The sequence below is a fragment of the Mesorhizobium sp. M0001 genome, assembly GCF_040324255.1.
Taxonomy (GTDB): Bacteria; Pseudomonadota; Alphaproteobacteria; order Rhizobiales; family Rhizobiaceae; genus Mesorhizobium.
Genome location: NZ_JAMYVS010000005.1, coordinates 184,940 through 197,165, shown reverse-complemented (window position 1 = coordinate 197,165; position 12,226 = coordinate 184,940). Strand labels below are relative to the sequence as shown.

The window sequence follows — 12,226 nt, the reverse complement described above, 5'->3', positions numbered from 1 at the left end:
GCTGGCGCTTCATGCGCGGCGACCCCCTCTGGCCTGCCGGCCATCTCCCCCTCAAGGGGGGAGATCCCAAGGCATTTGGACTATCGTCACGATTGCGGCACTATAACAGTGCATAAACGCTGTGTAGGCTGGGGAGAATTGACCGTTTGAAGGAAGCGAAGATCCAGAAGCCGGAACGTCAGCAGCGCCTGTTCGGCCTGTCGACACCGTTGCGATCCGCCGTCATTCCGCCGCTGTCGGCTGCGCGCTGGCTGTTGGTGCTGATCGTCGCCGCCGGCGTCTATTTCTTCCACGGGTTCCTGTTTCCCGTGCTGGCAGCCCTCGTCATTGCTTTTGCCAGCTGGCCGCTCTACCGCCGGCTGCTTGCCGGTGTCGGCGGTAACCGCACCGTCGCCGCGACGCTCGCCATCCTGTTCATCCTCGCCTTCCTGGTGGTGCCGATAGCGCTCGCCGGCACCTACGCCATCAACGAGGTCCGCGAATGGGTGGGCTGGGCGATCGAGACCAACAGGCACGGCGCGGTCACACCGCACTGGATCACCTCGCTGCCTGTCGTCGGCGAGTGGCTGAACGAACAGTGGATCGACAATTTCGGCCATCCCGGCGGCATCGGCGAGCTGATCCAGCTGGTCAGCGGCGCCAATATCGGCAGCATCTATCGCGGCGTGCTGGCTGCCGGCGGCAGCGCCTTCGGCCTGTTGCTGACGCTGCTGTTCATGATGATCGCGCTGTTCTTCGCCTACCGCGACGGCGAACACTTTGCCAGCCAGATCGACCGGCTCGGCGAACGCATCCTGCCGACGCGCTGGGAGCGGATTTCGCGCGTCGTGCCGGCGACCATTTCCTCGACCGTTACCGGCATGACCGTGATCGCCATCGGCGAGGGGCTGGTGCTCGGGATCGCCTACTGGCTGGCCGGGGTGCCGTCGCCGGTGACGCTGGGCGCATTGACCGGCGTGATGGCGCTGATCCCCGGTGGCGCGCCGCTGTCGTTTACGCTTGTATCGATCTACCTCGCCGCCAGCGGCTCGCCGATGGCGGGTCTGGCGCTGTTCATCTGGGGCGCGGTGGAACTGTTCATCGTCGACAAGACCTTGCGCCCGAAGCTGGTCGGCGGACCGATCAAATTGCCCTTCCTGCCCACCTTTTTCGGCCTGATCGGCGGCGTCAAGACGATGGGCTTTCTCGGCCTGTTCATCGGCCCCGTGCTGATGGCGCTGCTGGTGGCGATATGGCGCGAATGGCTGCGCGAGGTGGAACTGGCCGAAGACACCGTTCCCGACGGGGCGGCCGAGCTCGAAGGCGGGCCGCCGCAGATCGAGATTGTCGCCGGCCCCGCGAAGAAAAGTCAGACTGGGTAAGCGACGGCGAGCGCTGCCCGGCGCTTGCGCCCTTCATGCAACTGCCACAGGGAATGCGCGACCAGCGTGACGATCAGGATCACGCCGCCGATCAGGCTGTTGCGCGACGGCGTCTCGGCAAAGATCATCCATATCCAGACCGGCGCCAGAACCGTTTCCAGGAGATAGAACATCGCCACTTCCGGGCCTGAAATGTATTTCGGCCCGTTGGCCAGGCAGAAGAAGGCGAACGGCATGATGACGGCGCCGTTGAAAACGATCCACCATGGCGCCTCCACCTGAAAACCGGTCCTGGAGACCATGAGCGCCGCCAGCCCGAACGGCAGCAGGACGCCGGTCAAGGCGGTGAATCCCATATCCCTGCCGCTGGCGCGTGAAACGGTGATGGCGCAGGCAATCGCCAAGGCCGAACACAGCGCCATCACATCGCCGAACAGATTTCCCGTGCCGACGGAATCGCCGACGATGATCGCGATGCCGACGATCATCAGCGCCATTGCCGCAAGCGTCAGCGGCTGCGGTCGCTCCTTCAGAAACAGCCACGACAGCAGCGCCGAGAACATGGTGGAGAAGGCGAGGATGAAAACCAGATTGGCGGTCGAGGTGTTGTAGACGGCGGTGATGAAGGCGATTGCGCCGAGCCCGTAGAGTGTGGCGACCACGAGCCCCGACCAGCCGGGTATCAGCTGCGGAGCATTCTTGCTGAACGAGCCCCAGATGGCCCATACGATCAGCCCTGCCACGAAGGTGCAGCCGGTGCGCAGCAAAAGGATCGTCCAGGCTTCGCCATGGGCGAGCCGGATCAGGGGAATGTCGATGGTCAGCGCCAGCCCGCCAAGCGCGGTGAGCAGAAGTCCTTTGGTGTGGGCATTGTGAGAGGACATGCAACGGCTTTCGCAATGAGTTGAGCAGATGCCGGTCGGCGCAATCGCCCCGCCAACGGGCGGAAGACCAGCATCGTCTCGGCTGAAAATGTTTAGATCAGGATCTGGTAAGAAGAAAAATCAGCGCGTGACCGCTTCGTGGTCGTAGCGTTCCCAGCCCTTCGGGCCGAGATGCTCCTGCGGCATGAAGCGCATTTTATAGTTCATCTTGCGCGAGCCGTTGACCCAGTAGCCGAGATAGACATGGGGCAAGCCCATGGCCCGGGCGCGGGCGATATGGTCGAGGATCATGAAGGTGCCGAGCGAGCGGTCCTCGAACTCGGGATTGAAGTAGGAATAGACCATCGACAGGCCATCGGCCATCTTGTCGGTCAGCGCCACGGCGATCAGCTCGCCCTGGCCCTTGCCGGTGATGAATGTGTCGGGGCCGCGGCGCCGGTATTCGATCACCTTGGTGTCGACATGGGTATCCTCGACCATCATGGCGTAGTCGAGCACCGTCATGTCGGACATGCCGCCGCGGCGATGGCGAGCGTCGAGATAGCCGCGAAACAGCGAATACTGCTCCGTCGACGGCTGCGCGTCGTGCATGGCGCCGATCAGATCGGAATTGCGCTGGATCACCCGCTTCATGTTGCGGCTGGCGGTGAACTCCTGCGCCAGGATGCGTACCGAGACGCAGGCGCGGCAGGTCTCGCAGGCGGGACGGTAAGCGATGTTCTGCGAGCGCCGGAAACCGCCTTGCGTCAACAGGTCGTTCATCTCCGGCGCCTTGTCGCCGACCAGATGCGTGAACACCTTGCGTTCGAACTGGCCCTCGAGATACGGGCACGGCGATGGCGCGGTCAGGAAGAACTGCGGCGACTGGGTCGGATGGTGCGTCATCGAACCTTGGGAACACTCCTGCGAATCGCTCTACCTTTGGCTTGGCTGGCGAAAAATTCAACAGGATTGTGAGGGCGGGGTTGAGCGGACCCCTTCACATTTGCGCACAAATGCCTGTTGGCCCCGGTTGAACGCCGGTTCAACGGTCGCTGCGGCTGACGACCGTGCCAAGCAGCAGGTCGTGCAGTGTGCGCTTGCGATCGGAAAACAGCGTCACCAGGAGGACGAGCGGCGTCAGGATGACCGTGCTCGCCCAGAACAGCACCGAATGGACAACGGCGGTGAGGCCGTCGATACGGCTGCCGTCGAGACGATCGAGTCGAATGCCCATCATCTTCATGCCTGATGTGGCCTGGTTGCGACCGCCCAGCGTGTTCCAGATGTAGAGAATGGCGACCGCCGGCACGAGGATGGAATACAGCGCCCAGCCAAGACCGAATGTCAAAAGGCCAAGCACGGCCACCAGGATCGCGAACGGAATGGTGAGAAGCGCCACGATGCAATAGTCGATGATGAAGGCCAGGATGCGCCGCGTGCGCACACCGTCATAGGCCCTGACGTCGTCGAGCCTGCTGGTGATGATTTCGCCGTCAAGTACGCGCGCGTTCATGTCATGTCCTCGTAACAGGCGCCACGCTAGGGTGCGCCGCCACTGAAATGGTGAAGACCGCGGGCGGAATCAAGATCGGTTCGTCCATCGGTCCTGCTCGGCAGTGTGACGCGGTTGAGCCGATTGAATTTGGTGGACGGATGGCGTTAGCTTGCTGCGGCGCAACAAGACGCCGAGGGGACGGGGTTACATGGATTACGACATGCTGGTCATCGGCAGCGGCCCTTCCGGGCGCCGCGCCGCGGTGCAATCGGCCAAGCTCGGCAAATCGGTGCTGGTGGTCGACAGGGGCCGGCGCCTCGGCGGCGTCTCGGTGCACACCGGCACCATCCCGTCGAAGACGCTGCGCGAGACGGTGCTGAACCTGTCCGGCTGGCGCGAGCGGGGCTTTTACGGCCGCGGCTACCGGGTCAAGCAGGACATCTCCATCGCCGACCTGGTCGAGCGGCTGCACAAGACGCTCGACCACGAGGTCGAGGTGCTGCAGCACCAGTTTATGCGCAACGCCGTCAAAAGCGTGCGCGCCATGGCGAAATTCGTCGGCCCAAACAAGGTCAGCCTGACGGCAGACAATGGCGACTACTCGGAGGTTGGTTTCACCAATGCGCTGATCGCGGTCGGCACCAGGCCGCACCGGCCGCGCGACGTGCCTTTCGACAAGATCCGCGTCTTCGACAGCGATGAGATGCTGGAACTCGACCATCTGCCGCGCACGCTGACGGTGATCGGCGCCGGCGTCATCGGCGTTGAATATGCGACGATCTTTTCGGCGCTCGACGTGCCGGTGACGCTGGTGGAGCCGCGCAACACCATCCTCGATTTCGTCGACCGCGAGATCGTCGACGACTTCATCCACCAGATGCGCGACCGCGGCATGACCATTCGCCTCGGCAGTACGGTCAAGGAAATCGTCTCAAAACCCGACTATGCCGAAGTGACGCTCGCCGATGGCCGCACCATCCGCTCCGAGATCGTGCTTTACGCCGCCGGCCGCAGCGGCAATCTCGGCAGCCTCGGCCTCGACGTGGTCGGCATCGAGGCCGATTCCCGGGGCCGCATCAAGGTCGATCCGCAGACCTTCCAGACCAGTGCGCCCAACATCTATGCCACCGGCGACGTCATCGGTTTCCCCAGCCTTGCCTCGACATCGATGGAGCAAGGCAGGGTGGCCGCCTGCCACGCCTTCGGCGTGCAACTGCCACCGCCGCCGGAAACCTTCCCCTATGGCATCTACGCCGTGCCGGAAATCTCCACCGTTGGTCAGTCGGAGGAGCAGGTGCGCGAGAGCGGCGCTGCTTATGAAGTCGGTCTGGCGCGGTTCCGCGAAACCTCGCGCGGCCACATAATGGGCGTCAACTCCGGCTTTCTGAAACTGCTGTTCTCGGTCGAAACGCGCCGCCTGCTCGGCGCCCACATCGTCGGCGAAGGCGCCACCGAACTGATCCATATCGGCCAGGCGGTGATCAACCTCGGCGGCACGGTTGATTTCTTCGTCAACAACACCTTCAACTATCCGACGCTGGCCGAAGCCTACAAGATCGCCGGGCTCGATGCCTGGAACCGGATGGGACAGGGCTAGGCGACGAGCATCTGCTCAGCCGTTCCGCCGGGCGCCGATGCGGTCTACCAAGGTCTCTTAGCCTGCCTGGCGTGCGACCAATGCTGGTCCCGCCAGCCATTGGCGGACGATGGCGGCATCCGGGTCGCCGATTTCGTGACCTGAAGGCACGATGCGCGCATCGACCTCGGCGCCATGTTTGTTGAGCAGCCTCACCAGTGGCGGCGCAACCGGCCCGTAGGTCTCGTCCGCGGCACCGGCGACAATCAGGACGCGCGTTCCGGTCAGATTGGTTGCCGGCGCATCGTCAAGCACGGGCATTGCTCTCAGCAACGCCGCTTTTCGGACGAGGCCGGAGTTGAGCAGCATCAGGCTGGAAACCAGATTGGCGCCGTTGGAATAGCCGAGGAAAGTCGCCCGGGCGAGGTCGAGCCCGTGGCGCTTTGCGGCCTCGCTTGCGAAGGCGGCAAAGTACGATGTTTCGGCACGGATGCTCGCCTGTTCGAAACTGGTCGGCGTGATCCGCTCGAACCAGCGGAAGCCGTCTTCTTGGCGGATGCGGCCACGCACCGCGACCAGCGTGGCGTTAGGGGCGATCTGCCTCGCAATCGGGACCATCGTCGTTTCGTCGACACCCGATCCGTGCAGTAAAAACAGGCTCTCGCCGCCGGCATTCTCCGGCTTGAGGAGGCGGTAGGGAAAGGCCAGATCCTGGTGCAGAAAGGCGTTCTCGTCGCTATATCGAGCACGCTCATATCTCGTTGTTTTCACGGAGACATTGGTCCTTTGCCAGCTTCAAAACGGAATATTTTCACGCTCCGCCAAATGTGATTGCAACAGGCTCATTTCAGACCGTTTCTGCGCCGATATGCTCCCTGCGGGAGGAATCGAAGCGGTGTGCGCCGATGGTCGCATCCCGGCATGAACAACGCGAGCATCCTTGCTCTCCTTTGAGGCCTTTTGTCGATGACCCTGCCAGTCCCGCCCGATCGCGCCCCGCGTATCGCCGATCGCGCTCCGCGTATCGCCGATCGCGCTCCGCGTATCCCCGATCGCGACACGCGCATTGACGTGTTCCGTGCGCTCGCACTCCTGACCATCTATATCGACCACGTGCCGGGCACCGTCTTCGAAACGCTGACCTACAAGAATTTCGGATTCTCGGACGCGGCGGAAGCCTTCGTGCTGATTTCCGGCATGTCGGTCGCACTCGCCTATGGCAACAAGTTCCAGCCGGGCGGCCGGCTGCTGGCGATGTTGAAGATGTGGCGCCGGGCCGGCGTGCTTTACAGTGCCCACATCGTCACCACCATGGTTGTGATGGCGTTGTTCTGCGCCGCGGCGGTGTACGGCCGGCGGCCGGAACTGCTCAAGCTGATCAACATCGAGCCGCTGATGAAGAACACGCCGGAGGTCATGATCGGCATTGTCACGCTCGGCCACCAGCTTGGCTACAACAACATTTTGCCGGTCTATGCGGCGCTGCTGTTGATGGCGCCGCTTTTCCTGCTCTTCGTCAGCTACCGGCCGCTCCCGGCGCTGGTCTTTTCCGGCGCGCTGTGGCTTGCCGCCGGCCTCTGGCAGATCGCGCCGCCGAACTATCCCGAGCCCGGCTTCTGGTTCCTCAACCCGCTGTCCTGGCAATTCCTGTTCAACATCGGCCTTGCCGGCATGCTGCATGCCAGGCGCGGCGGCACAATTCCCGTCAATCGTTGGCTGGTGGGCGCCGCGGCGACCTATGTCGCGGCAGCGGCGGTCTGGGTGCACAGCCCGCTCTGGGGCGAGATAACGTGGTTTAACCTGCCCGTGGTGATCGGCGGCTTCGACAAGACGTTCCTGTCGCTGCCGCGGCTCCTGCACATATTGGCGGTGAGCTATCTGATCGTCGCCCTGCCGGCTTTCTCGAACCTGTTCCGTCTCAGCCCGGACCATCCGCTTGCCCTGCTCGGCAAGCGCTCCTTGCCGGTGTTCCTCGCCGGCACGCTGATCGCCATGGCGGCGCAGGTGATGAAGCTGATCAATCCGGGCGGCTTTGCCTATGACGTCTTGCTGATTTCGGCCGGCATCGCCATGCAATTCGCGCTCGCCTTCTATCTTGAGTGGCTGTCCGGCATCGGCTTGGGCAAAAAGCCGGTTCGCAAAGAAGCGCCAGCCGTTCACCAGACCTTCGGCATGCCCGCGATGCCAAGGCTAAGCCGATGATCCCACATCAGCCGCCTAGCTAGCAGGCGAGGGGCCGGACGACCCCCGCACCACAAGATCGACCGGCAGCAATTGCCGGTGCTGCGAGCCGTCATTTTCGAGGATCGCCTTGACGGCCAGCCGGCCCATCTCGGCGATCGGCTGGGCGACAGTGGTTAGTGGCGGCTCGGAGTCGGCGCCTTCCGGCACGCCGTCGAAGCCGACGATTGACACATCGCCCGGCACGGCAATGTTACGCTCGCGCAGCCAGTCGAGCGCATGCAGCGCGATCTTGTCCGACATGGCCAGGATTGCCGTCGGCGTCTGCGGCAGCGCGAAAATATGATCGAGGCCGGCCCGAACGCTCGCCTCGTCATTGAGGGTTTCGTAGATTGGCACTTGCGAGACGTCGATGCCGAAGCGGGAGAGCTCGCCGAAATAGCCACGCAGACGGTCGCGTGTGCCCGAGTAGAGGGATGTCGTCTCGACTTGCTCCTGCGTGACGGGACCAAAGCCAGCGTCGGCAGATTCCAGGGCGAGTACGGCAAAGCTGCGATGGCCGAACTCGGCCAGATGGCGCGCCGCCAGACCCGCGCCGGCGACGTTGTCGACGCCGATCGCAGCGACCGCCTCATTTTCCGAATCGAGATCAAGCGCCACGAAAGGCAGTTTGCGTTCGCGCGCCAGTTCGACCAGCCGCGACCCACCCTCGATGCAGAACACGATGAAGCCGTCGACCAGGGCGCTCTGGATGTTCCAGGCGAGCTGCTCGCTGTTGGCGGCCGAGACCAGCGAAATTCCGGCGCCGGTGGCGTCGCAGGCCTGCGAAATGCTGGCCATCATGACGCGGGCAAAGGGATCGTCGAAGAAATAGGACAATGGTTCTGCCGTTGCCACGCCGATGGCGTTGACCTTGCCGGCGCGCAGCAGCCGGCCCTTGGGATCCGGGCCGGCATAGCCCATCGCTTCCGCCGCCGCCTTGACCCGCTCGCGGACCTCTTCGCGCACGATTTCCGGGCGAGCGAACACGTTGGACGCGGTACCGTGCGAGACCCCGGCCGCCTTGGCGATGTCGGCAAGCCGCACTGGTCTCGTCTTGCCGGAGGTCAATGCCGTCATTTTCGTCTCCTGAACCGGAGCCTGTTTAGCACTTTCGTTGGATCGGTTCAAATTTTCCCTTGATCGGACGGCGGAGAGAGTCTATATTTGAATCGATCCAAGGGATTCACCAAGTACAACTTGGATCGATTCAAGAGGAGGGTGCCATGCATCCCGTGAATTATCTGTTCGAAGACATCTATGGCAATGATTGGGGCATAGTCTCCGACGCCGCCACCCGCAAGCGCCGCGACAAGGTCGGGCCGTGGAGGCGTGACCTGCAATACCTTGTGAAACGCAAGCGCAGCTGATCGGCCCCGGCATTTTCGTGCCAGCTGATTGGATCGATTCAAGTTCTTGAAGAGGAGCACGAACATGCATCCCGTGAAACATCTGTTCGAAGACAGTTATCGCAATTACTGGGGTATCTCGCCTGCCACGGAGCAGCCGCAACGGCGGCGGCCGACCAAGCCTGCCAAGCGCAACCGCGACCTGCTGCCGGAAAACCGGCAGGATTAAGCCTCGTGTGGTATCTGATGGGGCAGGGTTCTTGCCTCGTCAGGACCGTTGCCGCACGAGCGCCGAGGCCGCGATCACCAGCCAGCCCGCGATGAGCAAGGTGCCGCCGATCGGCGCCGACATCGGGAACAGCCGCGATCCCACGAAATCCCGTGCCAGCAGATCGCCGCAGAACAGAACAAGCCCGACGAGCAGCACCAGGCTGCCGATCCGCAAGATCCGGTTTGCGCCGGCGAGGCCGACGGCCAAAAACACCGGCGCATGCATGAGCAGGAAGGATGCGGCCGTGCCGACGAACGCGCCGCCGAGATGCGCTGAAGCCGCCGACAGCGCCACGCCCGCCGCGCCGGCAATGCCGCCGGCGAAAACGAGGATGCGCGCGCTGTTTGCTGGTGCTGACTCGGCGATGCTCATGTCTCGGGCTCCGTGATTGACGATAGGCGGCGCGACCTGTCTGTCAGGATTTTTCCGATATCGCCAGCATGTCGCGCGTGCGGCGCGCCTGGGCCAGCCAATTATACGCGGCACCGCCCGCCATCAGCAACGACGTGCCGAGAAACACCGCGCGCATGCCGAAATGGCCGCCGACGAAGCCGCCCAGCAGCGGCCCCGCAACCTGGCCGACATATTGCGCCGAGATTGCCAGGCCCAGCACATTGCCGCCGACCCCATCGGGAACATTGTGGCGGATGACGCTGGTGATGCAGGGCAACAGCCCGCCCAGCACCAGACCCATAAGGAACCGCAGCCCGACCAACTGCCAGCTCTCGGTGACGAAGGCCTGCGGTATCAACAGCAGCGCCGAGACGGCCAGCGATGCGACGATGACGTTCCAGTGGCCGATGCGGTCGGCGAGTTTGCCCAACCGTGACGCCGACAGGATGGCGCCGAGTGCGGCCGCCGACATGACGACACCTGAGACCAGGGTCACCCGGCTTGCGTCCGCGACCAGTTGCTGGACGTAGACGGTGATGATCGGCTCGATCGACATGTTGGCGAAGGTGAACAGCATGCCGGTCGCCAGCATGGCCACGACAGGGCGTTTGTCGGGGATCTGCGCCCAACTTCCCTTTGGTTTCTCCTCGCGTTTTGCCTGTACTGGCGGGCGAGGCATCTCCTTTATCAGGAACGTCGTCGCCAGCGCCGCCAGGAAAATGACGCCGCCCGCGATGAGGAAGGTGGCGCGAATACCGATCAGTGGCGGCAGCGCGCCGCCAAGCAACGGGCCGACCAGGGAGCCTGCGGTGATGCCGGCCGACAGCACGCCAAGCGCCCAGCCGGAGCGCTCCTTCGGCGTCTGCATGGCGACAAGGATCGTCGAGCCTGAGGAATAACCGCCGGCAAAGCCGATCAACAGGCGCAAAAGCACCAATTGCCAGACGGTCTGCACCATGCCGGTCAGCGACATGCAGATCGCCATGCCGAAACTGGCGCGCACCAGCATCACCTTGCGGCCATAACGGTCACCCAGCCGTCCCCACAGTGGCGCGACAAGGGCGGCGGCAAGGAAGGTGGCGCCGAAAGCGATGCCGGACCATTGCACGATCGCCGCGTGGCCGACGGCGCCCAGCTGTTCGACATAGAGCGGCAGGAACGGCAGCAGCAACGTCATCGCCACAAGCGTGCTGAATGATCCGGCAAAGCACACGAACAGGTTGCGCCGCCAATGAATGTTGTAGGTGGAAGGCGCTTCGGCGGCCTGCGCTGCACTGTCCTGCGGCATGTCCTGTCCTGTCCGCTTGCTGCGGATACCATTTTGGGATACCAACTTGGTACCTCATGGACGCAAAGCCCGGCTGCTGTCAATCAGGCGCTCTCAAAGTGATCGGCAAGACCAACGGCCGATCGCCAGCAATGGAAGCAACTATGTCGCAGATGCATATCGTCGAAAAAGCGCTTCGCGAGATGATCCTTGGCCTCGAGATCGGTCCTGGCGAGCGGCTGACGGAGCGCTGGATCGAGAGCCGCTTCGGCGCCTCGCGCACGCCGGTCAGGGCAGCCCTGCTGCGGCTGGAGACGGAAGGGCTGATCTGCCGCGACGGGCGCGGTTGGATCGTGTCGCCGATCAACCTTGCCGAATTGGAACAGATCGCTGTGTACCGCGAAGCGGTCGAGGTCGCGGCGGTCAGGCTGACTTCGGCGCTGGCCGACAGGAGCGCAGCCGATGTCATCGAGGCGATGCTGGACTCCTGCGACACTGCCACGCCGCGCGAGGAATGGCACCGCGTCGGCATGGATTTCCATATCGAACTGGCGCGGCTCTCCGGCAACGAGTTCCTGTTTCGGGCCGTGCGCGATGCCATGACGCGCCTGTCGCGGGCGCGCTGGCTGGAGGTGCGCGACGAGGCGGCGCTTGGCCGCGCCTGGAGCGAGCATCACGCCATTCTGGCAGCGGTGCGGGCCGGCGATGCCGATGCGGCGGCGGCGCGACTTTCCGCCCATATCGCCGGCAGCCGCGCCCGCCTGGTGACGTCGTTGCACAATGACCGGCGCGGCCTGCGCGCCAGGGGTTTTGCCGTCGTCGCCGCTTGATACCGGTCACGAAAACGAAAGAACGCCGACGCCATCCGCTTTCGGCCTCGCTTCGCGGACGCCGATGGCGTAAGAGGCGGCCATGGAAAACAACCGATTTGAAACACCCGTGACCGTTAAGTCGGGCACGGAGGGAAGCACTCAGCTCTTGCGTACGGTGCGCGAGGCTTCCGATTACCTGCTCAACAGCTGGCCCGGCAAGCGCAGCCCCAAGCACCGCGAAGCGCTGCAGGCCTGCCATGACGCGCTGGCCGGCGACAAGCCGGCGATGATTGCAAGACGCGCCTTCATCGCCGCCGCGCGCGAGGTCAACGTCTTCGTCAGCGACAAGGCCCCGGCCTGATCACATCGGCCTGATCACACCGGCATTTTGCCAGGATCCGGCCCGTTTCGCGGGCCGGTGATCCTGTCTTGCCTATTTTTCTGTCTCGGTGTCGGTTTTGGAACTTGCCTCGTTCTCAGGCTCGGCGCGCTCCTTGGCCGCGACCTTGGCGGCGAGCTTCTCCGCCTTCTTGGCGGCCTTCTGCCGGTCGCGCTCTTTGCGTTCCTGACCGTAATTCGGTGGTCGAGCCATATCGTTTCCTTTCGCTGTGCCTGA

The 12,226-nt window shown here is 63.7% G+C and carries 15 protein-coding genes; 7 read left to right on the top strand and 8 right to left on the bottom strand.

Annotated features, from left to right (window positions below; all coding sequences use genetic code 11):
- The first annotated feature begins 146 nt into the window (after window positions 1–146).
- Window positions 147–1,361, top strand: coding sequence for an AI-2E family transporter (locus tag NKK50_RS16540; RefSeq protein ID WP_352543656.1), 1,215 nt, complete (start codon window positions 147–149; stop codon window positions 1,359–1,361).
- Here the strand turns inward: NKK50_RS16540 and NKK50_RS16535 are convergent.
- The 3 genes from NKK50_RS16535 to NKK50_RS16525 all read right to left on the bottom strand — a co-directional run bounded on the left by NKK50_RS16535 (window position 1,349) and on the right by NKK50_RS16525 (window position 3,740).
- The gene (locus tag NKK50_RS16535; RefSeq protein ID WP_352543655.1) at window positions 1,349–2,245 is read right to left on the bottom strand and encodes a DMT family transporter; all 897 of its coding nucleotides are present in this window, start codon (window positions 2,243–2,245) and stop codon (window positions 1,349–1,351) included. The genes NKK50_RS16540 and NKK50_RS16535 overlap by 13 nt on opposite strands.
- 120 nt (window positions 2,246–2,365) lie before the next feature.
- Window positions 2,366–3,130 carry an arginyltransferase gene (locus NKK50_RS16530; RefSeq protein ID WP_023682417.1) on the bottom strand — a complete coding sequence of 255 codons (765 nt, stop codon included), beginning with the start codon at window positions 3,128–3,130 and terminating at the stop codon, window positions 2,366–2,368.
- Between the two features lie 139 nt (window positions 3,131–3,269).
- The gene (locus tag NKK50_RS16525; RefSeq protein WP_023673020.1) at window positions 3,270–3,740 is read right to left on the bottom strand and encodes an RDD family protein; all 471 of its coding nucleotides are present in this window, start codon (window positions 3,738–3,740) and stop codon (window positions 3,270–3,272) included.
- A gap of 190 nt (window positions 3,741–3,930) precedes the next feature.
- Here NKK50_RS16525 and sthA point away from each other — a divergent pair, with 190 nt between their 5' ends.
- Window positions 3,931–5,319, top strand: a complete 1,389-nt coding sequence (gene sthA / locus NKK50_RS16520; RefSeq protein WP_023682415.1) for a Si-specific NAD(P)(+) transhydrogenase — start codon at window positions 3,931–3,933, stop codon at window positions 5,317–5,319.
- 57 nt (window positions 5,320–5,376) lie between these two features.
- On the opposite strand, the gene NKK50_RS16515 is transcribed toward sthA, so the two are convergent.
- Window positions 5,377–6,069, bottom strand: coding sequence for an alpha/beta hydrolase (locus NKK50_RS16515; RefSeq protein ID WP_023834257.1), 693 nt, complete (start codon window positions 6,067–6,069; stop codon window positions 5,377–5,379).
- A gap of 195 nt (window positions 6,070–6,264) precedes the next feature.
- On the opposite strand from NKK50_RS16515, the gene NKK50_RS16510 reads away from it, so the two are divergent.
- Window positions 6,265–7,500: an OpgC family protein gene (locus tag NKK50_RS16510; RefSeq protein WP_023727508.1), complete on the top strand. Its 1,236-nt coding sequence runs from the start codon at window positions 6,265–6,267 to the stop codon at window positions 7,498–7,500.
- A 15-nt stretch (window positions 7,501–7,515) separates the two neighbouring features.
- Here the strand turns inward: NKK50_RS16510 and NKK50_RS16505 are convergent, their stop codons facing one another.
- Window positions 7,516–8,598 (bottom strand): LacI family DNA-binding transcriptional regulator, encoded by a 1,083-nt coding sequence (locus NKK50_RS16505; RefSeq protein ID WP_023682412.1) that lies wholly within the window; start codon window positions 8,596–8,598, stop codon window positions 7,516–7,518.
- Between the two features lie 146 nt (window positions 8,599–8,744).
- On the opposite strand from NKK50_RS16505, the gene NKK50_RS16500 reads away from it, so the two are divergent.
- Complete coding sequence (locus NKK50_RS16500) at window positions 8,745–8,888, top strand: hypothetical protein (protein WP_023705079.1); 144 nt, start codon at window positions 8,745–8,747, stop codon at window positions 8,886–8,888.
- 64 nt (window positions 8,889–8,952) lie between these two features.
- Complete coding sequence (locus NKK50_RS16495) at window positions 8,953–9,096, top strand: hypothetical protein (protein WP_023834256.1); 144 nt, start codon at window positions 8,953–8,955, stop codon at window positions 9,094–9,096.
- 39 nt (window positions 9,097–9,135) lie between these two features.
- Here NKK50_RS16495 and NKK50_RS16490 read toward each other — a convergent pair whose 3' ends face one another.
- Both NKK50_RS16490 and NKK50_RS16485 read right to left on the bottom strand, forming a co-directional pair.
- Window positions 9,136–9,510: a DUF423 domain-containing protein gene (locus NKK50_RS16490; RefSeq protein WP_023673013.1), complete on the bottom strand. Its 375-nt coding sequence runs from the start codon at window positions 9,508–9,510 to the stop codon at window positions 9,136–9,138.
- Between the two features lie 43 nt (window positions 9,511–9,553).
- Window positions 9,554–10,819: a multidrug efflux MFS transporter gene (locus tag NKK50_RS16485; protein ID WP_023727509.1), complete on the bottom strand. Its 1,266-nt coding sequence runs from the start codon at window positions 10,817–10,819 to the stop codon at window positions 9,554–9,556.
- Window positions 10,820–10,962: 143 nt separating this feature from the next.
- Here NKK50_RS16485 and NKK50_RS16480 point away from each other — a divergent pair, with 143 nt between their 5' ends.
- Entirely contained in the window at window positions 10,963–11,628 is a 666-nt protein-coding gene (locus tag NKK50_RS16480; RefSeq protein WP_352543654.1) for a GntR family transcriptional regulator, read from the top strand.
- Window positions 11,629–11,737: 109 nt separating this feature from the next.
- Window positions 11,738–11,971 carry a DUF982 domain-containing protein gene (locus tag NKK50_RS16475; RefSeq protein ID WP_245259900.1) on the top strand — a complete coding sequence of 78 codons (234 nt, stop codon included), beginning with the start codon at window positions 11,738–11,740 and terminating at the stop codon, window positions 11,969–11,971.
- 72 nt (window positions 11,972–12,043) lie between these two features.
- Here NKK50_RS16475 and NKK50_RS16470 read toward each other — a convergent pair whose 3' ends face one another.
- On the bottom strand, window positions 12,044–12,202 hold the full coding sequence (locus NKK50_RS16470; RefSeq protein ID WP_023673009.1) for a hypothetical protein: 159 nt from the start codon (window positions 12,200–12,202) through the stop codon (window positions 12,044–12,046).
- Between the last annotated feature and the right edge of the window lie 24 nt (window positions 12,203–12,226).